Here is a 20,564-nt window from a genome sequence, read left to right as displayed (position 1 = left end):
ACGGCGAGGACCACGGGGTATTGCGGCTACGAGCTGGTGTTCTGCTGCAAACTGGTGAGCAGTTGTTCGGCGGCACGTTCGTCATCGGCGCTCGCCTGGAATATCGAGGAGGCCTTGGTGTACGAGCGCGTCATCTCCAAGATCTCGATCGTGTAGTCGTCGAGGATTTCGCGCCGCCCCAGCACTTCCACGGCACGGTGCTCGGGATGGTTGTACCAGTTGAGCATCTGCTCCTCGGTCTCGAAGTACGCGATGGCCAGTTCGCGCCCGTCGGGCACGTCGAACCGGTGTAGTGCGACGAAGCCCGGCATCGACGACGCGCACTCGAACATTCGTGCACCGATCGCGGCGTATTCTTCGTTCTGCCACTTCGGATTGACCTTGCCCCAAAAGAGCGCCACGTGCATCTGTGCCTCCACACCAGTCGATCACGATCTCCGCGGAGTCTAGCGTAAATGTGTCGACCGTCACAATGAGTGGATGTTTCGGGGTCAGGCGGCCACGGCGGTGGCGAGGTTGCGCAACTCGGTGTCCGGGTCGGCCACGTCGACCACGAGCCGTGTGACATCGGCGCCGGCCAAGTCGATACGGATGGCGTGTCCGTCGAAGCGGGTGTCCCAGAACTCCTTGCGGCCCTTGCCGCGGAAAGTCCCGGCCGCGATCACGCCGGGGAAGAACGTGCCAGGGGTGCGCACCCACGGCGGGCGGCGGTCGACGCCGGCCATGCCGAGCGCCGTGATGGCGGACAAGTCGAAGGTCAGGTGGTCGCGCAGCGCCAGCAGTTGATGCGCACCGAGCACGTGCACCGTCACCGTCGTTCCGGTGACCTCGAATTCGACCATCACGCACCTCATCTCACCGCGAATTCGTACAACTCCAACGATGCGGAACGGTCCTGGTCACAACCTGTGCCGTTCCTATGAGTTCTCTCAGTATCGGTCCATGTCGTTACAGGGATATGCGCATCTATCGATACTCCCGGCCGGAAAGCGGCGCGGCTGTCTCGAACGGGCCGGATCGCGGCAGCTGCGGGCAGGTGGCGGTTGTGTTCGGCTGCCTCGGGCCGGCCAAATCGGATCAGTACGCCGATGTTCCCGTGCCGTGCGCGCGCTCGGCGACGTCGAGGACACCGGCCAGCCAGGGGGTGTAGACATCGGGGTTATCCGCCAGTGCGTCGCGGAGCGCGTCCGGTTGGATCCAGGCGACGTCGGCGACCTCGGCCGGATCCGGCCGAGGGGCGCCGATGTCGAGCCGCCCGATCAGAACGTGATCCCATTCGGACTCGACGCGGCCGGTGAGCGGATCCGCCGCGTGATAACGGTAGACCCCGGCCTCGGTGAGCGCGTTCGTCAGACCCATTTCCTCGGCCAGCCGCAGCCCCGCCGCGGTGGCGACGGGTTGGCCGGGTGCGGGGTGGCCACAGCAGGTGTTGGCCCACAGCGACGGGAACCTGGTCTTGACCGCCGCGCGTTGCTGCAAGAGCACCCGGCCCGCCGAGTCGAACAGCAGGACGGAGAACGCGCGGTGCAGTCGTCCCGGGGCCAGGTGTGCCTCGGCGACCGTGCACGCGCCGACCGCGCGGCCCGCGTCGTCGACGAGCTCGACGGGCAGGGTCTCGCGGTCGGTGGACGGCTGGGCGAGGGTGTCGGTCACCTGCACACCTTATCGGCGGCGATGAGCAGGTAGTGGAAGCTCCCCTCCCGGTATGCGGTCAGGAACGGCGTCTCGACCCCCGTGGCGAGCTCGGATCTCGTGCGCAACTCCCAGTACGGGATGGTCGCCGCGGTGAGTTCGGTCACGGCGATGGGCGCCAGGTTGTTCGCGCGGGAACCGGTGGCGGGGACCCTTGGCCCACCGATGGCGCTGAACTATCCGGGTGCCGGAGGCGGGGGTTGCCGCCACGGAATGTTCCCGGGTCGATACGTGGCCGTCCGAGAGCCCACACGGCGACTGTGACGTGTCACAGCGGACCCATAATGGACAAGTGGTGTGGGAAGCTCGCCTGAACACGTCATTGTGATGCGTGTCACGTTCTAGGGTAGGGCCAGGAGCGATGGTGAAGTTGAATGCGAAGGTTCTGGTGGGCTCGGTGCAGCGGTTGCTGGCGACCGCGCAGAACGGCCTGGAGGTCATCCGCTTCGGCGGACTGACCCCAGACGTCGCGTCCTCGCCGTTCGAGGTGGTGGAACGCAGGCGCATGTACCGGCTCCGGCATTACTTCCCCGACGATCCGACCCCGGGCCGCCCGGTGGCCGTGCTGGTCCCGCCACTCATGGTGAACGCCGACATCTGGGACGTGAACGCCGAAGAGGGCGCCGTCGGGATCCTGCACCGCGGCGGCGTCGACTGCTGGGTGGTGGACTTCGGCTCGCCGGCCAGCGAGGAGGGCGGCTGGCAGCGCGACCTCGCCGATCACGTGCTGGCCGTCGACAGCGCGATCGACACCGTCAACGAGGCCACCGGCAGCGGCGTGCACCTGATGGGCTACTCGCAGGGCGGCATGTTCGCCTACCAGACCGCCGCCTACCGGTACGGCAAGGGCGTGGACAGCATCGTGACCTTCGGCAGCCCGGTCGACATCGTCGCGGGCATGCCGTTCGGACTGCCCTACGGCATGGTCTCCGACGTCGCCGACTTCCTGGCCGATCACGTGGTCACCCGGCTGCCGATCACCGACTCCATGGTGCGCATCGGGTTCCAGTTGCTCGATCCGGTGAAGACGGCCAAGTCCAGGATCGATTTCCTGCGCCAGCTGCACGACCGCGAGGCGCTGCTGCCGAAGGAGCGCCAGCGCCGCTTCCTCAACAGCGAAGGCTGGGTCGGTTACGCGGGCCCGGCCGCGGCGGATCTGCTCAAGCAGTTCGTCGCGCACAACCGGCTGATGCTCGGCGGTTTCGTCATCCGCGATCACCCGATCTCGCTGGCCGAGCTGAAATGCCCGATCCTGGCGTTCGTCGGCGAGGTCGACGACATCGGGCAGCCCGCCGCGGTGCGCGGCATCGTGCGGGCCGCGCCGAACGCGGAGGTCTACGAGGCGACATTGGTCGCGGGCCACTTCGGCCTGGTGGCAGGCAGCATGGCCAGCAAACACACCTGGCCGCTGGTGCGGCAGTGGGTGGAATGGATGAACGGCGACCAGCCGCTGCCCCCGGAGATCGTGCCGATGACCGAGCACGTGGCGACCAATCGCCCCCGCTCGGCGGCCACCCGGATGGTGCACACCGTCGCGACGCTGGCCGAGGCGGGCACCGGCGTCGGCAAGGCGCTCGAAGGCATCGCGAACAGCACGGTGCGCGGATCTGTCGAGCTGGCCGGTGAGGCGGCGCGGGCTCTGCCGAGGCTGGCCCGCCTGGGCATGATCCAGCCGCATACTCGGATATCGCTGGGCCGGTTGCTGGCCGAGCAGACGCGGCGCGCGCCGCAGCGGGACCTGTTCCTGTTCGACGACCGGGTGTACACCAACGCGGCGGTCAACGAGCGCATCGACAACGTGGTGCGCGGCCTCATCTCCGTGGGCGTGCGCCCGGCCATGCGGGTCGGCGTGGTGATGGAGACCCGGCCCAGCGCGCTGGCCTCCGTCGCGGCGCTGTCGCGGCTGGGCGCGGTAGCGGTGCTGCTCGCCCCCAACAGCGACTTGGGCAGCGCGATCGAGCTCACCGGCGTGGAGACACTGGTCTGCGACCCGGAGAACCTGCGGCAGGCCGCCGCGACCGACGCCAGGGTGCTGGTGCTCGGCGGTGGCGACACCCGCGAGTTGGCGCTGCCCACCAGCGACCGCCTGATCGACCTCGAGCAGATCGACTCGGCGCGAGTGCGGATACCCGCCTGGTACCGGCCCGACCCCGGCCTGGCGCGGGAGTTGGCGTTCGTGCTCGTCACCGGCACCGGCGAGCGGTTGGAGACGAAGTACATCACCAACCACCGCTGGGCGCTGTCGGCGTTCGGCACCGCGACCACGGCCGATCTCGATCGCAGGGACACGGTGTACTGCCTTGCCCCGCTGCATCATTCGTCCGGACTGCTGGTCAGTCTCGGCGGGGCGGTCGCGGGCGGAAGCCGGATCTCGCTGGCCCGGTCGCTGGACCCGGAGCGCTTCGCCGAGGAGGTGCACCGCTACGGCGTCACCGTGGTCACCTACACCTGGACCATGCTGCGCGACATCCTCGACGCGGAGCTGTTCCCGGACGGCCATACCCACCCGATCCGGTTGTTCATCGGCTCCGGAATGCCCGCGGGGCTGTGGCGGCGCACCCTCGAGCAATTCGCCCCCGCCCGCGTGGTGGAGTACTACGCCTCCATCGAGGGCGACGTGGTGCTGGCGAACGTGGCCGGGGTGAAACGCGGGTGCAAAGGCAGGCCGGTTCCCGGCACGGCGAAGGTGGAACTGGTCGCCTACGATCCGCTCACCGAACGCATCCTGGTCGACGAATCCGGCTTCGCCCGCCGCTGCGCGGACAACGAGGTGGGCCTGCTGATCGGCAAGGCGTCCGACGGCGCCGACATCTCCGCGGGCGGCCTGCGCGGGGTCTTCACGGCGGGCGACTCGTGGATGCCGACGGAGAATCTGTTCCGCCGCGACGGCGACGGCGACTACTGGCTGATGGACCGCACGGACACGGTGATCCACACCCGGCGCGGACCGGTCTTCGGTCAGCCGATCGTCGACGTGCTCAACGACATCACCGCCGTGGACATGGAAGTCACCTACGGGCTCGACGTCGGCGACCACTGTCTCGCGGTGGCCGCGGTGTGCGTGCGCGACGGCTTCCGCCTGGACCCCAAGGACGTCACCGAGGCGTTGCGGGTACTGGAACCGGACCAGCGGCCCGACCTGGTGCACGTGGTGGACGACATCCCGCGCAGCCCGTCGTACCGTCCGTCCGCCCGTGCGGTGCAGGCGGCCGGTCGGCCGGAGCCGGGACCGGACACCTGGTGGTACAACCGGGCCTCGGACGCCTACGAGGTCCTCACCGAGGACCAGGCCCGCACGCTGCTGGGTGAGTGCCGCCGGTGATCTTGCCGAAGCGCCGGATTCACCGGCCGATGGCATAGTGAGTGCCTGTGGGAACGAGCCTCATTTACCGCAACAGGACCGTCTACGAGGTCCTGATGCGCGGGTTGTACGGCAAGCACTACACGGCTCGGTATCGCGCTGTCGCGGAGCTCGTCCCGGAGGGGGCGAGCGTGGTGGATCTGTGCTGCGGCCCCGCGACGCTCTACACCCGCTACTTGCGCCACAAGTCGGTCGACTACACCGGGCTCGATCTGAACGAGCGCTTCGTCGCGCGCGTCAACGAAGCCGGCGGGCGGGGCAGGGTGTGGAACCTGCGTTCCGGCGACGCGCTCCCCGCGGCCGACTACGTCATCATGCAGGCCAGTCTCTACCACTTCCTCCCCGAGCCGCGTCCGCTGCTCGATCGGATGCTCGCGGCGGCCACCGAGCGGGTGATCGTCGCCGAGCCGGTCCGCAATCTGGCCACCAGCGACAATCCGGTCCTCGCCACGATCGGCAAGCGTTTCACCGATGCGGGCGACGGCGAGCGGGCGCACCGCTTCACCGAGCGGACGCTGGACGAGCTCTTCACGGCGTACGGACCGCGGGTGGCTGGCAAGTCCCTGATCGCCGGCGGGCGGGAGAAGCTCTACGTTCTCACCGCGTGAACCGGCGGCGCGGCCGGTTCACACGGTGAACGCGGTGACCGCGTCCACCACCCGGGCCACCTGCGCGTCGGTGAGATCCGGCCAGAGCGGCAGGCGCACGACGGTCGCGGAGAACTCCGCGCTGCGGGCGCATGCTCGCGGCGTGCGGCCGAGCTTGAACCCGGCCGGGCTGGAATCTAGCGGGATGTAGTGGAACGGCGCGGAGATGCCCTGCGCGGCGAGGTGTGCGATGAGGTCGTCGCGGCGGCGCTCGTTCGGGGTCCGCAGGTAGTACAGGTGCGCGGTGTGCCCGCGATCGGCGGGCACGGACATCAGGCGCACGTCGTTGCGCTCGGCCCAATCCGGCAGGGCGGCGGCGTAGGCGTTCCACACCCGGTGGCGTCCGGCCTGGATGGTGTCGAACTCGTCCAGTTGCGCGTCGAGCACGGCCGCGTTCAGCTCGGAGGGCAGATAGCTGGAGCCGATGTCCTGCCAGGAGTACTTGTCCACGGCGCCGCGCAGGAACCGGGCCCGGTCGGTGCCCTTCTCCCGGATGATCTCGGCGCGCGCCATCAGGATCTCGTCGGTGAGCAGCAGCGCGCCGCCCTCGCCGCAGTGCACGTTCTTGGTGTCGTGGAAGCTGAGCGTGCCCATCGTGCCGATGGTGCCGAGTTTGCGGTCGCGCCAGGTGCCGCCCAGCCCGTGCGCGTTGTCCTCCACGACGGCGAAGCCGTGCGAGTTCGCCAGGTCGAGCAGTCCGGCCATGTCGGCGGCGACGCCCCCGTAGTGGATGACCACCACGGCCTTCGTCCGCTCGGTGACCACGGCCGCCACCGACTCCGGATCGAGGTTCCCGGTAGCCGGATCGATGTCGGCGAAGACGCAGGTCGCGCCGCGCAGCGCCATCGAGGTCGCGGTGGAGGTGAAGGCGAAACTGGGCACGATCACTTCGTCGTCGGGGCCCAGTTCCAGCAGCAGGCCCGCCATTTCCAGCGCGGACGTGCAGGAGGTGGTGAGCAGGGCGTGCGGCGCGCCCGTGATCGCCTTCAGCTTCGCGGTGGCCGACGCGGTGAACTGCCCGTCGCCGTGGCTGTGGTCGGAGGCCAGCACGGCCTCCAGATTCGCAAGTTCCCGGCGCGCCCGGTACGGGCGGCTGAAGATGACGCGGTCAGTGCTCAACCCGGTCGGTCCCCCTGCTGGCGGTTGTCGTGGTCGGTTCCGGAGTGTCCGCCGGACGCGGTGTCGGCGTCTCGACGGTGAGATAGAGCGGTTTGCCCACCAGGATGTGCAGGGCCACGCCCAGGTACTCGGCGATGAGCCCGAGTGAGAACAGGATGGCGCCGGAGCACAGCAGCAGCACGACGATGGTGGAGGCCCAGCCTTCCGGCGCCCAGCCGTCGGTGGTCAGCGCTTCGACCACGACGACCGCGGCCATCACGCCGCCGGCCAGCGCCAGGGTGACACCGAGCAGGCTGACCAGCCGCAGCCCGCGGGTTCCGCTGCACAGCACCATCTTCCAGAACAGCGAGAACAGGCGGCGGTAGTTGTAGCCGGAATCCTCCCTGCCCTCGGCGCGCAGCACCACCGGCGCCTGCGCGACAGCGCCGACCACCCAGGTCAGCGCGACGTCCAGGTACACGCCGTTGGACGCGACCTCGGCCAACTGCCTGCCGATGTCCCCGCGGATCAGCCGGTAGCTTTCGAACCGGGTGGAATCCGGGAACGCGAACAGCGTGGCGAGCACCAGCTTGGCTCCGCGCGAGGTCAGATTGCGCAGCAATCCGTGCGGCCTGGTGTTGGTGGGCTTGGAGTAGACCAGATCGGCTCGCTGCGCCAGCGCTGTGTCCAGGAACGTGCTGATGAAGCGGGGGTCGTGCTGGCCGTCCTCGTCCATGGTGACGATCCAGTCACCGGCCGCGGCCGACATCCCGGCGATCGTCGCGGCGTCCTGGCCGAAATTGCGGCTGAGCCAGACGGTGCGCACGGTGGTGGGATAGGTCCGTTGCAGTTCCTGCAGGACCACATCGGAGCGGTCCGGGCCGTGGTCGTGCACCAGGATGATCTCGGAGACGGTGAACGCGGTGCCGCCGGGAGTCCGGGCGGCGCCCGTGAGATCGTGCAGTTCGGCGACCAGACCGGCGATCGTGTCCTCGCCCCGGTACACCGGCACGACCACCGACACCGTGTGCGGCCGGGCCACGCCGGGCCGTGCCGGGTCACCGTTCGTCGCGGGGGCGCCGGAACGGAGTGTGCGGGCGGGGGTGATCGGCATCAGCTGGATCGACTTTCGATGACGGTGCGTGCCGGTACTCGTGGCAGAACTGCGGAGCCCGAATCGGTGTGGACTCTAGCACGGGGGGCCGGGCGGCCACCGGAGCAGCTGATCATGCCCTCATCTTGGCGCGTCCGCGACCGATGCCGAGCAGGGGGCCGCCCTGTAGGGTTTGGAACTCGTGACGGACAGTGCAGTGCTCGACTCGCGGCCGGATGCCTATTCGCGGCGAGATGTCTACCGGTGGGGGGTCATCACCGCGCTCGGAGTGGTCGCGGGTTATCTCGCTGTCCTGCTCGCCAACGCCAGGCATTTCTTCACCGACGACACCGAGTCCCAGTACACGTCGCTGTGGGTCGGTCTGGGCCGCGCGCTGCGCGCGGGCGATTTCCCGGTCATGGTGCCCGAGCACTGGATGGCGGGCAACAACACCATGGACGACGCGGGCCTGTTCAACCCGCCGCAACTGCTGATCGATCTGATCGCGCCCTCGGTGGACAACGTCGCGCTGTACGCCACCGTCGTGAAACTGGTCTTCTCGATCATCGCCGCGCTCGGCGTGTACCGCGTCTGCCTCGTCTACGGCGGGCGGCCCGCCTGGTCGGCGGTGGCGGGTATCGCGCTGCCGCTGTCGGGCTTCTTCTTGTTCTTCGACGAAGCCAGCTGGATGACCGCGCTCACCGGCACCGCATGGATGGTGCACGCCTGGGCGGCCTCGGTGCGCTACACGCGAGGTCTCGGCGGGCCCGTCCCTGTCTTCGTCTACCTGTATCTCACCATCTCGACGCAGTACATCTTCCCCGCGGTCGAAGCGGTGCTGATGCTGCTGGCCGTGGCCGTGGGCGAGCTCGTGTTCCAGCGCAAATGGCAGCCGGTGTTGCGGCTGACGCTCGCGGCGGGCTGCGCCGGGCTCGCGGGCCTGCTGACCTTCCTGCCGAGCATGCTGTCGGCGAAGGTGACCTGGCGCGGCACCGCGCAGATCAACAACGACCAGTTCCTCACGGTGCCCTGGTCGGAGTCGCTGAACGCCAGCCTGCCCAGTTCGCTGCCCGCCTTCACGTCGTGGTGGGGTTACGTGCAGCCGCTGCCGGTCACCTACATCGCCTGGTTCCTGATCCCGGCCCTCGCGTTCGTCGACTGGCGGCGGGCCAAAGAGGCCTGGCGGGAACTGAGCGCGATCGCGGTCTTCGCGATCATGATGTTGATGTGGACCGCGGGCCCCGGTTCCGTCGGACCGCTGCGGTGGCCCGCGCGCGTGCTGCCGATGCTGGCCATCGGCCTGCTGGTGCTGGTCTGTGTGCTGCTGGGGCGTTACGGGACGGTCCGCGATCCGAAGAACCGCGGCATCGCGGCGGGCGTGCTGATCCTGCTGCTGTGGGTGCGTTCCTTCTCGGCCGATCCGCACCACGCGATCCGGCACGTGATCGCGGCCCTGGCGCTGGCGGTCCTGGTGGCGGGGGTGGTGTGGCTCGGGCGCACCAAGGGCACCGCCGCGGCGTGCGCCCTGACCGTCATCGCGATGTTCCCGATCGCCTATGTCCAGGTCGATGCCGCGCAACCCACGCCGATGTCGTGGAACCTGCCCGCCGAGCGTTCGGAGGCGAAAGCCGCGTTCCCGGACTTCACCGGAAACACCATCCAGTTGGGTGACCGCGGCTTGTTGCAGCCGCAGGACAAGAGCATCGAGGCCGCCTACGGCTCGCTCGTCTTCGGTAACTACGCCCGCGGACTCGACCTGAATTACGTCAACGGTTACACCCCCAGCGGCCATTTCTACTTCGGTGAGCTGCTGTGCATGCGCTGGGACGGCAGTGTCTGCCCGGACGCCTACCGACGCATGTTCGCGCCGGAGCCGACCACTGGGCGGCCGCTGGTCGATCTGATGAACCTGGACCGTGTGGTGCTGCAGCGGGCGCTGTTCCCCGACGCGCCCGGCGGGCCCGCGCCCGAGGGCTGGAAGTGGGTCGACTACCCCGGGCACGAGCGCTACATCGCGGTGCTGGAACGCGTCGGCGGACCGATCTCGACGACGAACGGTCGCGTGACGGCAGCCCAGAAGGCGAGTGCCACCTCGATCTCCGAGACCGACACCACCAGCCGGGTGCGCGTGTCCTCGGCCGAAGGCGGCCGGATCGTGTTCGCCCGGCTGGGCTGGCCAGGTTATCGAGTCACGTTGGACGGTAAGTCGATTCCGATCACAACGGTCGCCAAGTCCTTCATCGCCGTCGATGTGCCCGCGGGTACCCAGAACGCCGAGCTGGTGCTGACCTGGCGTCCGCCGGGCTGGAAGATCGGTATCGCCGCGGCGGTGGCGGGTCTGCTCGGCATCGGCGGCCTGCAGTGGCTGTACGTCCGGTCCCGGCGCCGGGAACAGCCGCAGGACAGCGCCGGCGCCGAGGCCGCCGAACCGGATCGTGAGCTCGCGGACGCCGTTTCGTGAAGACGGACCCGCTTCCGGTCGCCGTGGGTCCCGACGCGGTGGGCGACGGGCCCGCGCCCGGACTTCTGGTGCGGGTGTTCCGGCGACAGGAGGTCGCCTTCGCCCTGGTCGGCGCGTGCAACACCCTGCTCGGCATCGCGCTGACCGTGGTGTGGCTCGCGGTGCTCGGTGACGCGTGGCCGCCCGCCGTCGCGGTTGTGCTGGCCTACGCCGTGGGCATCGTCGTCGCTTTCGTCCTGCACCGGACGCTCGTGTTCCGGGTGCGCGGGCGGGTGCTGCGCGATTTCGCCGGCTTCGTCGTGGTGAATTCCGGTGGGCTGCTGATGAACACGGTGCTGCTGTCGCTGGCGGTCGCGGTGCTGCACCTGCCGCGGATTCCCTCGGCCGTCGTGGTGATGGGCCTGGTCGCGGTCGCCAGTTTCTTCGGCCATCGCTACATCTCGTTCCGCCGCAAGCCGCAAGTGCGGACCGAGAACACGACCGGATGACGCGTTCCCGGCACTGGCTTGCCGCAGCGGCATCGCCGTGGCGGTAGGGTCTGTGACTCGTGGCCGAACGTAGCACCTTTCCTTCGCGCGAAGTCCGCAGATGGGGCGTCATCACAGCGCTCGGGGTCATCGCGGGATACGGTGCGGTGCTATTGGCCAACGTCCGGCATTTCTATACCGACGACACCGAATCGCAGTACGCGCCGCTGTGGGTGATGCTCGGGCGGTATCTGCGCGAGGGACGGTTGCCCGCGCTGATTCCCGAGCATTGGATGGCGGGCAACTACGCCATCGAAGAGGCGGGGCTGCTCAATCCGCCGCAGCTGCTCATCGATGTCATCGCGCCGTCGATCGACAACCTCATGCTGTACGCCACCGTGGTGAAGCTGATCTTCGCTGTCGTCCTGGCGCTCGGCGTGTACCGGATCTGCCTGGCCTACGGAGCGAAGGCGCCCTGGGCGGCGGTCGCGGGCGCCGCCATTCCGTTCACCGGATGGCTGCTGTTCTTCGACGAGTCCAGCTGGATGACCGCGTTCACCGGCACCGCCTGGATGGCCCATGCCTGGGCGTCCGGGGTGCGCTACGCCCGCGGGCGCAGCGGACCGATCCCCACCTTCGTCTTCTTGTATCTGGCCATCTCGGTGCAGTACATCTTTCCCGCGGTGGAGGCCGGCCTGATGGTGGGCGCCGTGGCCATCGGGGAACTCGTGTACCAGCGGGCGTGGCGTCCGTCGCTGCGCCTGCTCACCGTCGCCGCCGGTGCGGCACTGGCCGGACTGGCGACCTATCTGCCGAGCATGTTGTCGGCGAAGGTGACCTGGCGCGGCACCGCGCAGATCAACAACGACCAGTTCCTCACGGTGCCGTGGTCGGAGTCGCTGAACGCCAGTCTGCCCAGCACGCTGCCCGCGTTCAGTTCCTGGTGGGGTTACGTGCAGCCGATGCCGGTGGTCTATATCGCGTGGTTCCTGATTCCGGCGCTGGCATTCGTCGACTGGCGCAGGGCGCTGGGCGCGGCGCGTGATTTCGTCGCGCCCGCGCTGTTCGCGGTGATGGCGCTGATGTGGACGGCCGGTCCCGGCGCGGTCGGACCGTTGCGCTGGCCCGCGCGGGTGCTGCCGATGGTCGCGTTGGGCCTGCTGGTACTGGTGTGCGTGCTGCTGGGCCGTTTCGCGACCGTTCGAGACTGGCGGCGGCGTGGCGTCGCGGCGGCGGTGCTCATCGGTCTGCTGTGGGTGCGCACATTCTCGGCCGCGCCGCACGAGGTGATCCGGCACGTCGTCGCGGCGCTCGGGGTGGCCGTGCTCGGCGCCGTCGCGGTGTGGTTCGGCCGCCGCCGCGGCGCGGTCGCCGCGTGCGCGTTGATCGTCGTGTCGGTCTCCCCGATCGCGTACCTCCAGGTGCGGGGTGCGCAACCGACGCCGATGGGCTGGAACCTGCCGGAGAATCGATCGGAGATGAAGGCCGCCTTCCCCGATTTCCCCGGCACCACACTGCAACTCGGTGACCGCATGCTCATCCCGCCGCAGGAACGGAATCTGCCCGGCGCCTACGGATCGCTGGTATTCGGCAACTACGCCAAAGATCTGGAACTCACCTACGTCAGCGGATACACACCCAACGGGCACTACTGGTTTGGCGAGACGTTGTGCATGCGCTGGGACACCAGTGTCTGTCCCGATGCCTACCGGCGCGCGTTCGCGACGGAGCCGACCACCGGCCGGACCATCGTCGACCTGATGAAAGTCGACCGGGTGGTACTGCATCGCGCGTTGTATCCGGACGCGCGCGACCAGCCCGCGCCGCCCGGCTGGCGCTGGGTCGACTATCCCGGGCACGAGAAGTACATCTCGGTGCTGGAGCGCACCGACGGCCTGATCTCGGTGCGTGACGGCCGGGTCGCCGCCGCCCAGGGCGTGACGGCCACATCGGTCGGCGAGTCGGACACGACCAGCCGAGTGCGGGTGAGTTCCCCGCAGGGCGGGCGAATCGTATTCGCGCGGCTCGGCTGGCCCGGTTACCGGGTGACGCTGGACGGCCGTGAGATCCCCTCCACTCTGGTGGCGAAAACCTTTCTCGCCGTGGATCTCCCGGCTGGCAGCTCCGGTGAGCTGAGGGTCTCGTGGCAGCCGCCGGGCTGGCGGATCGGCGTCGCGGCGGCACTGTTCGGCCTGCTCCTCGTCGGCCTGTCGCAGTGGGCCCATCTGCGTGGCAGGCGGCGCTACGACGGATCGGCCGAAACCGGTGACGAGCCGTCCCCGCTCGACCCGGCATTCTCACCGGAAACCGACTTGGCCGACGCCGCCCGATGAGCACCGATGCGGTGGACGGAGTCGGGGCTCCGGCATCGGATGTGCGTCACTCGCACACCGGATGCGCGTCGGAGGCGCGGCGGGCCTGCGAGACCGATGCCAGGGCGGAGCAAGTCGAGGCCGCCGCCGATCCCGGCCCGCTGCTGCGCCTGGTGCGTCGCCAGGAGATCGCGTTTGCCGTCGTCGGCGTGGTGAACACCGGCCTGGGTATGGCGCTGACGGTGCTGTGGCTGGCGGTACTCGGCGACCGTGCGCCCGCGGCGCTCGCGCCCGCCCTGGCCTACGCGATCAGTGTGTTCGTGGCGTTCGTCCTGCACCGGACTCTGGTGTTCCGGGTGCGCGGGCGCCCGGTGCGGGATTTCATCGCGTTCGTCGCGGTGAACTCCGGCGGACTGGTGCTGAACATGGTGCTGCTCCAACTGGGTGTGTCGGTGTTGCACCTGCCGAGCATTCCGTCGGCGGTCGCGGTGATGGCGCTGGTGGCGGGCGTCAGCTTCTTCGGTCACCGGCACATCTCCTTTCGCCGGACACCGGCTCCCGATCCGGACGGTTCTCGCCGCGACCGGTCCGGAAGGTAGGTTTCTGGTATGCCTGAGCACACCACCTTGGACGCCACACTGCTGAGCCTGCTGGCCTGCCCGCAGGACAAGGGCCCGCTGCGGCTGGTCCGTGCCGCCGACGGCAGCGCGTTGCTCTACAACCCGCGCCTGCGCCGGGCATACCCGATCGAGAACGGCATCCCGGTGCTGCTCGTCGACGAAGCCAGTGACGTCACCGACGCCGAGCACGAAGCGTTCACCGCCCAGGGCGCCGTCTGACCTGCGTTCTCCCGCTCCGCCCACGCTCGCTCGCCGCACCGGTACCGGCAACGGATGCGTCACGGTCGTTTTGCGCCCATTGACCGTTCGAAGGCGGGTCCGCCATGATCGTTTCACCTCGCGACGGTGCACTCGCTCCAGCCAAAGGGCGATGCGACCAGCCTGATCAGCGGCATGTTCGGCTACGGGTAGAGAGGTCGGGAACGTAATGAGCGATTCGCGTTTACGTAACTGGACAGCTCGATGCGCGATTGCCTGCGGAGTCCTCGCGGCGGGATTCACCATGGTGGCGCCCGCCCACTCCGAACCGCTGTGGCCGGGTGGCCCGGACATCCCCGGTATGCCCGCCCTGATTCCGCCGCCATCACCGCCACCGGCGGTGGCGCCCTGTTCGACGGCGGCTCGCGCGTGCATGCGGTTGTCGACGAACGAAGCCTGGTTGATGGACGACGGCAAGGTGGTCTACGGTCCGACGCCCATTTCGCACGGGATGCCGGGATACGAGACGCCGCCCGGAGTCTTCCACGTCTCGTTCAAGAAGGAGTTCCACTGGAGCACCATGCACAACGCTCCGATGGAGTACGCGACCTTCTTCAACGGCGACATCGCCTTCCATGTCGGCCCGATCGAGAAGAAGTCGCACGGCTGCGTCCGGATGACCTACGAAGGGGCCAAGGCGTTCTACGAGTATCTGTGGCCCGGTGACGTCGTCGAAGTCGTGGAGTGACGGCCCCGGCGTCCCTGGTGATCGTCGTGCTCACCCGGACGCCGGGCCGTGCCCGATATCGCCGGTCAGATAGCGCTGCAGGGTCGGACTCACCGCGGCGACCAGCTCGGCGGCGGGCATGGAGGACAGCGGTTCCACTCCGATGATCTTGCGCCCCACCAGCACTCCGATCATCTGTGACGCGACCAGGCTGATCCGGACGCGGCCGTCGTCCTGCGGGGTGGCGATCCGCCTGCGCACGCGTTCCAGCACGACCTCCAAGAGGAATGTCCTGGCCAGCGACGGATCGTGGCTGCCGGACAGGATGCTGCGCACCATCGCGACCACGCCGGGACCCGCGGGCGAATCCCACACGCCGACCACGGCGCGAAGGATGGTCTCGCCCAACCGATCCAGCGGCGCGGCCTCGATGATGCGCAAGGTCGCCTCGGGGTCCACCGGCAGCTCCACCACCGCGGCGAAGAGCTGCTGTTTGGTGCCGAAGTAGTGGTGTACCAGGGCCGGATCGACCCCCGCGTCGGTGGCGACCGCCCGCACGGAGGTCTTGTCGAAGCCGACGTCGGCGAACCGGGCGCGGGCGGCCGCGAGGATGGCCTCGCGGGCGCCCGATTGCCCCGGTCGGCGGCCGGTGCGAGCGGGCCGCTCGGTGCCGTTGCCCGCCGTCACGCGGTTCGCCGTCGTAGCGTGGCCGCCCCGAGGCACAGGGCGACGATCGCGAACCCGGTCACGATGGCCAGGTCGCGCCACATCTCGCCGGTGACCTCCGCATGCGTCGACACCTGTTGCAGCGCGTCGACCGCGTAGCTCAACGGCATCACGTTGCTGATCACCTCCAGCCAGCCGGGCAGCTGGCCGCGGGGAACGAGCAAGCCGCACAAGAAGATCTGTGGGGCGACCACGACCGGCATGAACTGCACGGCCTGGAATTCGGTGCGGGCGAACGCGCTTGCCAGCAGGCCGAGTGCCACGCCGCACACCGCGTCGACCACCGCGATCAGCACTACCCACGCGGGACTGCCCGCCGAGCCGAGCCCGAGCAGACCGAAGGAGACCAGGCAGGCGACAGTCGCTTGCGCGGCGGCGGCCAGGGAGAACGCCGTGCCGTATCCAGCGAGCAGGTCGAGTTTCGTCAACGGCGTGGACAGCAGTCGCTCCAGCGTGCCCGACGTGCGTTCGCGCTGCATGGCGATCGCGGTGATCAGGAACATCACGATGAACGGCAGGATGCCGAGCATGCTGATGCCGACCCGGTCGAACAGCGGAACCGGGTTCAGCGGATTGGTCGGGGTGTCCTTGTAGATGAAATACAGCAGCGCCATCAGCAGGGCGGGGACCACCAGGATCATGGCGACGGTGCGGTGGTCGTTGCGCAACTGTCGCAGGATGCGGCCGGTGGTCGCGGTGTAGGGGCGCAGCGTGGGCGTCCGCCGGGGCGCGGCTGCCGAGATGGCGGTCATGCGTTCTGTCCCATCGTGATGAGGGTGAGGAAGGCGGTCTCCAGGTTCTGTTCACCGGTCTGCGCGCGCAGCTCGTCGGGGCTGAGCTGGGCGAGCAACCGGCCGTCGCGCATCAGCAGCAGCCGGTCGCAGTGCTCGGCCTCGTCCATGACGTGGCTGGACACCAGCAGGGTCGTCCCGTTTGCGGCCAGCTCGTGGAATTGCTTCCACAGCTCCACGCGCAGCACCGGATCCAGGCCGACTGTCGGTTCGTCCAGCACCAGCAATTGGGGTTGGGCGACGAGCGCGCATGCGAGTGACGCTCGCGTCATCTGGCCGCCGGAGAGTTCGTCGCCGCGCTGCTGGGCGTGGTCGGCCAGGCCCACCGCCGTGATCGCGTCGTCCACGTCGGCGCGGTCGCGGCCGTAGAGCGCGGCGAAGTACGCGACGTTCTCCCGGACGCTGATGTCGGGGTAGATGCTCGGCGCCTGGGTGACATACCCGATCAGGTGGCGCAGCGCCGGGGAGCCCGCCGGATGCCCGAGCGCGGTGACCTCGCCCGATTCGATGATCTGGGTGCCGACGATGCTGCGCATCAGCGTGGTCTTGCCGCATCCGGACGGCCCGAGTAGCCCGGTGATCGTGCCTTGCGGGATGGTCAGTGAGACGTCGTGCAGTACTTCGCGACCGCCGCGGTGGACCCGCAGATCTCGTACCTCGACGGCGGGGGAGGGGTTGGCTTGCGACACAGTCGCCTCAATTCATCGAGTGTTGAATTCACTGTATGATGAATTTAGCTCTACCGCGCCGAAGCGGCAAGAGCGCCGAGTGGAGAATCAGTGGCGCTCGCCCCCGGTGACACCGGCCGCCGGTCCACGGTGCGCGATCGTTCCTGACGATGCCGGGGAGCGACATAGGCCGACCGCCGGCGATGACGAAGGCGCAGCTCCGCGCAGCCGAGGCGTTGCGCAGGCGCAAACGGACGCGTTCGGCACCGATGTCGCGCTGCCGCGCGAGGGTGCCGTTGACCATCGTCCGATCACCGAGGAATCCGACATCGCGGACCGTCGCGTGCGCGGAGCCGAACGGCGCGCCGTTGAACCGCACGTCTTGGACGATCAACGGCAGAACGTTCACGCCGTGGTGGGAGGGGCGCGGCGGCGGACAATGGTGGGCCGCCACCGTCCCGCGTCGTGCCCGCAATGTCGGCCCGAGGAAGTCCCGTTGGACCCCACGTCTGCGTAGCCCGGCCGGGCCGGAATTCCCTTCGCCACCGTCGGCTTCGCCCTTTGCCCGGCCTGCGTCCTGTGGTCTGCGCACTTCGACGTCGACGACACGCGCCGCGAGCACGCACTGGGTGCCGGACCGCAACCGTCCCGGCCTGCCGTGCCGGCCTGCGGCTACGCCTCCGCACCCGTTGTGATCGGCGTTACCGTGGCGGGCATCCAGATGAGCATTTCCCGTGGTGGCGAAGCGAGCCGGTCGTGGCCGCCGCGCTCTCCGGCGGAGTCGCGGCGTACTTTCTCGGCCAGTTCTTCTTCCGCCTGGCACTGCGGTTGCCGCGTCCCTGGGCGCGTCTGCTCGCGGCGCGCGGTGGCGCCATCACTTCGATCGGCGTCTTCGGGTCTCCAGGGTGCGGGTGGCCGCGATCGTGATCGTGGGCTGTCACCGACGATGTGCGCACACTGTGATCCGGCGAGCACTGCGCGTACTTCTGAGTACGCTCACGGCCGGTCCGGTCGGCTGGGCCCGACGATTTCCGCTGGTCATCGCGGTTCGCGGCCGTCGGATGAGCCTCGGTGATCAGTGCCGTCCAGGCCGCCGTGTCCTCGGCGTGCTCGCTCGGGCCGGGACGGAGCGGTCGCCGAGCGGTCGGCCCGTTATCGTCGTCGAGGACAATGGCGGCTGTGTGTGCCCAGCCTGCCGAGGAACTTGCCGTCGAACCTCCCGCCGCCGCGCGCCGTCTGCTCGGGGCGATTCTGTGGTCGGGCCCGGTCGGTGTACGGATCGTCGAAGTCGAGGCCTACGGGGGAGACCCGGCCGGCCCCTGGCCGGATCCGGCGTCGCATTCCGGTCGTGGCCGGACCAAGCGCAACGGCGTGATGTTCGGCCCCGCCGGTGTGCTGTACGTCTACCTCAGCTACGGCATGCACACCTGCATCAACGTGACGAGCGGACCGGACGGTATCGCCAGCGCCGCGCTCATCCGATCGGGCGAGGTCGTGGCGGGACTGGAGACGGCGCGCACTCGGCGTTCCGGTGCTCGCTCCGATCTCGGCTTGGCCCGTGGTCCGGGCAATCTCGGCAGTGCGCTGGGAATCACGTTGGCCGACTACGGAACTCCGCTGCTCGATCCGTCGTCACCGATCCGGCTGGAACTGAGCAGTCCCGTCGACGATGCCGGGATCGCCACTGGCCCGAGAGTCGGCGTCAGCAGCGCGGCGGATGTGCCGTGGCGTTTCTGGCTGCCGGATTCGCGGGCGGTGTCGGTCTACCGGCGCAGTCCCCGCGCTCCACTGCCCGTCGAGCAGTCGGCCTGACAATCCTCAGGTGCCCGCTACGGTCGATCACCGACCGGGGCCGGTGGATTTGCAGGACCGTCTACCCGACTGGCGAGCCCGGAGCCACCCGTTACGAACTGCCGCGAACCTAGGCCGGGCCGTAGCGAAGGACGACCGGGCCGGCGGGTGGCACCGCCGCGACACCGAGGTGCACATGTGGTCGTCAACTCCGTGCGGAAAGATAGGACATCGTGAGCGGCGACATCATCGACGAACTGACCTGGCGCGGTCTGATCGCGCAGTCCACCGACCTGGATGCCTTGCGCGCGGCGGCGGCCGCCGGGCCGCTGACCCTGTATGCCGGCTTCGATCCCACCGCGGCCAGCCTGCACGCTGGCCATTTGGTGCCGTTGCTCGCGCTGAAACGTTTCCAGCGCGCCGGACATCGCCCCATCGTGTTGGCCGGAGGCGCCACCGGGTTGATCGGTGACCCGCGCGACGTCGGCGAGCGGACCATGAACTCCACCGACACCGTGGCGAGCTGGGCCGAGCGGATCCGCTCCCAGCTGGAGCGCTTCGTCGACCTGGACGATTCCCCGACCGGAGCGGTCATCGCCGACAACATGGACTGGACCGGATCACTGACCGCAGTCGACTTCCTGCGCGATATCGGCAAGCACTTCTCGGTGAACGTCATGCTGGCGCGCGACACCATCAAGCGACGACTGGACGGCGAGGGCATCTCCTACACCGAGTTCAGCTACATGCTCCTGCAGGCCAACGACTACTTGCAGCTGCGTCGCAACTACGGCTGCACGCTGCAGGTGGGCGGCTCCGACCAGTGGGGCAACATCATCGCGGGCGTGGAGCTCAACCGCCGGGTGGACGGCGCTGCCGTGCACGCTCTGACCGTTCCCTTGGTGACCTCCGCGGACGGAAAGAAGTTCGGGAAGTCCACCGGCGGCGGCAGCCTGTGGCTCGATCCCGAGATGACCAGCCCGTACGCCTGGTACCAGTACTTCGTGAACACGGCCGACGCCGACGTGGTGCGCTACCTGCGCTGGTTCACCTTCTTGTCCCGCGAGGAACTCGACGAGCTCGAGCGTGCGACCGCCGAGCGTCCGCACGCCAGGGAGGCGCAGCGCAGGCTGGCCGCCGAGATGACCACCCTGGTACACGGCGAGGCGAACACCCGCGCGGTGCAGCTGGCCAGCCAGGCACTGTTCGGCCGAGGCGAACTGCGCGAACTCGACGAGGCGACGCTCGGTGCGGCCTTGCGCGAAGCCGCCGTCGACCATGAAGTCGCGCAGATCAAGGCGGGTGAGCCGAACACGATCGTGGATCTGCTCGTCGCGACCGGGCTGTGCGAGAGCCGAGGCGCAGCCCGGCGCGCGGTGAACGAGGGCGGTGCCGCCGTGAACAACACGAAGATCTCCGACCTCGAATGGACCCCCGCCGAGGCCGACTACCTGCACGGACGTTGGCTCGTGCTGCGGCGCGGCAAGAAGAACCTGGCGGGGATTCTGCGAGCAGGTGCATGACGGTCGCGGTGGCTTGAATCACATCCGTGTGATTCAAGCCCCTGATCACTTCGATCGCGAGCCTTTGACCTGCGGAAACGCCAAGTTGTTCAGGCGATTTGACGTAGCGTTATCCGCCGCGTAACTTATTCCAAGTCAGAGCGACACGGACACCGACCCGGAGCCGAGAAGCAAGGCGGAGACGCCGAGCGGAAGGACTGGGAAACGAGGTAGGACGAGGAGCGCCTGACAGCTCAGTCTGACGCAGATCGACCGAGGTTGACTTCGGTTGATTGCTCAGTTAGACTGGGAAAGTTGCCTCACAGAAGGTTCGGTAGAGACCGGTCTGGATGTGTGTGCGTGTGTTCTTTGAGAACTTAACAGTGTGTCGATGAATGTCAGTGCCAAAT

21 protein-coding genes are annotated in these 20,564 nt (G+C 68.7%); 11 read left to right on the top strand and 10 right to left on the bottom strand.

Annotated elements, in window-relative coordinates:
- Nucleotides 1–26 precede the first annotated feature (26 nt).
- From ACT89H_RS13480 to ACT89H_RS13465, 4 genes are all read right to left on the bottom strand, one after another.
- Entirely contained in the window at nt 27–407 is a 381-nt protein-coding gene (locus ACT89H_RS13480; protein WP_445108934.1) for an antibiotic biosynthesis monooxygenase family protein, read from the bottom strand.
- An 84-nt stretch (nt 408–491) separates the two neighbouring features.
- Nucleotides 492–842: a hypothetical protein gene (locus ACT89H_RS13475; protein ID WP_445108933.1), complete on the bottom strand. Its 351-nt coding sequence runs from the start codon at nt 840–842 to the stop codon at nt 492–494.
- A gap of 235 nt (nt 843–1,077) precedes the next feature.
- On the bottom strand, nt 1,078–1,653 hold the full coding sequence (gene idi, locus ACT89H_RS13470) for an isopentenyl-diphosphate Delta-isomerase (protein WP_445108932.1): 576 nt from the start codon (nt 1,651–1,653) through the stop codon (nt 1,078–1,080).
- A complete protein-coding gene (locus ACT89H_RS13465) occupies nt 1,650–1,799 on the bottom strand; it encodes a hypothetical protein (protein ID WP_445108931.1) in 150 nt (49 codons plus the stop codon). The genes idi and ACT89H_RS13465 overlap by 4 nt, the downstream gene beginning before the upstream one ends.
- Nucleotides 1,800–2,053: 254 nt before the next feature.
- Here ACT89H_RS13465 and ACT89H_RS13460 point away from each other — a divergent pair, with 254 nt between their 5' ends.
- Nucleotides 2,054–5,014 (top strand): acyl-CoA synthetase, encoded by a 2,961-nt coding sequence (locus tag ACT89H_RS13460; protein ID WP_445108930.1) that lies wholly within the window; start codon nt 2,054–2,056, stop codon nt 5,012–5,014.
- 47 nt (nt 5,015–5,061) lie between these two features.
- On the top strand, nt 5,062–5,661 hold the full coding sequence (locus ACT89H_RS13455) for a class I SAM-dependent methyltransferase (RefSeq protein ID WP_445108929.1): 600 nt from the start codon (nt 5,062–5,064) through the stop codon (nt 5,659–5,661).
- 18 nt (nt 5,662–5,679) lie between these two features.
- Here the strand turns inward: ACT89H_RS13455 and rffA are convergent, their stop codons facing one another.
- Complete coding sequence (gene rffA / locus ACT89H_RS13450) at nt 5,680–6,819, bottom strand: dTDP-4-amino-4,6-dideoxygalactose transaminase (protein WP_445108928.1); 1,140 nt, start codon at nt 6,817–6,819, stop codon at nt 5,680–5,682.
- Entirely contained in the window at nt 6,809–7,912 is a 1,104-nt protein-coding gene (locus ACT89H_RS13445) for a glycosyltransferase (RefSeq protein WP_445108927.1), read from the bottom strand. Before ACT89H_RS13445 ends, rffA begins: the two co-directional genes overlap by 11 nt.
- Before the next feature lie 268 nt (nt 7,913–8,180).
- On the opposite strand from ACT89H_RS13445, the gene ACT89H_RS13440 reads away from it, so the two are divergent.
- The 6 genes from ACT89H_RS13440 (at nt 8,181) to ACT89H_RS13415 (ending at nt 14,697) form a co-directional block, all read left to right on the top strand.
- Complete coding sequence (locus ACT89H_RS13440) at nt 8,181–10,352, top strand: hypothetical protein (protein WP_445109319.1); 2,172 nt, start codon at nt 8,181–8,183, stop codon at nt 10,350–10,352.
- Nucleotides 10,349–10,840, top strand: a complete 492-nt coding sequence (locus ACT89H_RS13435; RefSeq protein ID WP_445108926.1) for a GtrA family protein — start codon at nt 10,349–10,351, stop codon at nt 10,838–10,840. The genes ACT89H_RS13440 and ACT89H_RS13435 overlap by 4 nt, the downstream gene beginning before the upstream one ends.
- Nucleotides 10,841–10,899: 59 nt before the next feature.
- Nucleotides 10,900–13,152, top strand: a complete 2,253-nt coding sequence (locus ACT89H_RS13430) for a hypothetical protein (RefSeq protein WP_445108925.1) — start codon at nt 10,900–10,902, stop codon at nt 13,150–13,152.
- Nucleotides 13,149–13,730, top strand: a complete 582-nt coding sequence (locus tag ACT89H_RS13425) for a GtrA family protein (RefSeq protein WP_445108924.1) — start codon at nt 13,149–13,151, stop codon at nt 13,728–13,730. Before ACT89H_RS13430 ends, ACT89H_RS13425 begins: the two co-directional genes overlap by 4 nt.
- A gap of 9 nt (nt 13,731–13,739) precedes the next feature.
- Entirely contained in the window at nt 13,740–13,970 is a 231-nt protein-coding gene (locus ACT89H_RS13420; protein ID WP_445108923.1) for a Trm112 family protein, read from the top strand.
- A 208-nt stretch (nt 13,971–14,178) separates the two neighbouring features.
- Nucleotides 14,179–14,697 carry a L,D-transpeptidase gene (locus ACT89H_RS13415; RefSeq protein ID WP_445108922.1) on the top strand — a complete coding sequence of 173 codons (519 nt, stop codon included), beginning with the start codon at nt 14,179–14,181 and terminating at the stop codon, nt 14,695–14,697.
- 30 nt (nt 14,698–14,727) lie between these two features.
- On the opposite strand, the gene ACT89H_RS13410 is transcribed toward ACT89H_RS13415, so the two are convergent.
- The 4 genes from ACT89H_RS13410 to ACT89H_RS13395 are packed head-to-tail and all read right to left on the bottom strand — an operon-like array spanning nt 14,728 to nt 17,240.
- Nucleotides 14,728–15,363, bottom strand: coding sequence for a TetR/AcrR family transcriptional regulator (locus ACT89H_RS13410; protein ID WP_445108921.1), 636 nt, complete (start codon nt 15,361–15,363; stop codon nt 14,728–14,730).
- Complete coding sequence (locus ACT89H_RS13405; RefSeq protein ID WP_445108920.1) at nt 15,360–16,154, bottom strand: ABC transporter permease; 795 nt, start codon at nt 16,152–16,154, stop codon at nt 15,360–15,362. Before ACT89H_RS13405 ends, ACT89H_RS13410 begins: the two co-directional genes overlap by 4 nt.
- The gene (locus ACT89H_RS13400) at nt 16,151–16,882 is read right to left on the bottom strand and encodes an ABC transporter ATP-binding protein (protein ID WP_445108919.1); all 732 of its coding nucleotides are present in this window, start codon (nt 16,880–16,882) and stop codon (nt 16,151–16,153) included. Before ACT89H_RS13400 ends, ACT89H_RS13405 begins: the two co-directional genes overlap by 4 nt.
- 28 nt (nt 16,883–16,910) lie before the next feature.
- Nucleotides 16,911–17,240: a cupredoxin domain-containing protein gene (locus ACT89H_RS13395; protein ID WP_445108918.1), complete on the bottom strand. Its 330-nt coding sequence runs from the start codon at nt 17,238–17,240 to the stop codon at nt 16,911–16,913.
- Nucleotides 17,241–17,617: 377 nt separating this feature from the next.
- Here ACT89H_RS13395 and ACT89H_RS13390 point away from each other — a divergent pair, with 377 nt between their 5' ends.
- From ACT89H_RS13390 to tyrS, 3 genes are all read left to right on the top strand, one after another.
- A complete protein-coding gene (locus tag ACT89H_RS13390) occupies nt 17,618–17,788 on the top strand; it encodes a hypothetical protein (RefSeq protein ID WP_445108917.1) in 171 nt (56 codons plus the stop codon).
- Nucleotides 17,789–18,031: 243 nt separating this feature from the next.
- A complete protein-coding gene (locus ACT89H_RS13385; protein ID WP_445108916.1) occupies nt 18,032–18,673 on the top strand; it encodes a DNA-3-methyladenine glycosylase in 642 nt (213 codons plus the stop codon).
- A gap of 212 nt (nt 18,674–18,885) precedes the next feature.
- Nucleotides 18,886–20,175: a tyrosine--tRNA ligase gene (tyrS, locus tag ACT89H_RS13380; RefSeq protein WP_445108915.1), complete on the top strand. Its 1,290-nt coding sequence runs from the start codon at nt 18,886–18,888 to the stop codon at nt 20,173–20,175.
- The last annotated feature ends 389 nt before the right edge of the window (nt 20,176–20,564 follow it).

The sequence above is a fragment of the Nocardia aegles genome, from assembly GCF_052545135.1.
This window is presented reverse-complemented; position numbering and strand designations above follow the sequence as displayed.

What these genes read in the sequence shown, in the direction of transcription:
- ACT89H_RS13480 (WP_445108934.1), bottom strand. Translation starts at nt 407, where the DNA reads ATGCACGTGGCGCTCTTTTGGGGCAAGGTCAATCCGAAGTGGCAGAAC.
- ACT89H_RS13445 (WP_445108927.1), bottom strand. Translation starts at nt 7,912, where the DNA reads ATGCCGATCACCCCCGCCCGCACACTCCGTTCCGGCGCCCCCGCGACG.
- ACT89H_RS13415 (WP_445108922.1), top strand. Translation starts at nt 14,179, where the DNA reads ATGAGCGATTCGCGTTTACGTAACTGGACAGCTCGATGCGCGATTGCC.
- ACT89H_RS13405 (WP_445108920.1), bottom strand. Translation starts at nt 16,154, where the DNA reads ATGACCGCCATCTCGGCAGCCGCGCCCCGGCGGACGCCCACGCTGCGC.
- ACT89H_RS13420 (WP_445108923.1), top strand. Translation starts at nt 13,740, where the DNA reads ATGCCTGAGCACACCACCTTGGACGCCACACTGCTGAGCCTGCTGGCC.
- ACT89H_RS13475 (WP_445108933.1), bottom strand. Translation starts at nt 842, where the DNA reads ATGGTCGAATTCGAGGTCACCGGAACGACGGTGACGGTGCACGTGCTC.
- ACT89H_RS13460 (WP_445108930.1), top strand. Translation starts at nt 2,054, where the DNA reads ATGGTGAAGTTGAATGCGAAGGTTCTGGTGGGCTCGGTGCAGCGGTTG.
- ACT89H_RS13385 (WP_445108916.1), top strand. Translation starts at nt 18,032, where the DNA reads ATGGCGGCTGTGTGTGCCCAGCCTGCCGAGGAACTTGCCGTCGAACCT.
- ACT89H_RS13425 (WP_445108924.1), top strand. Translation starts at nt 13,149, where the DNA reads ATGAGCACCGATGCGGTGGACGGAGTCGGGGCTCCGGCATCGGATGTG.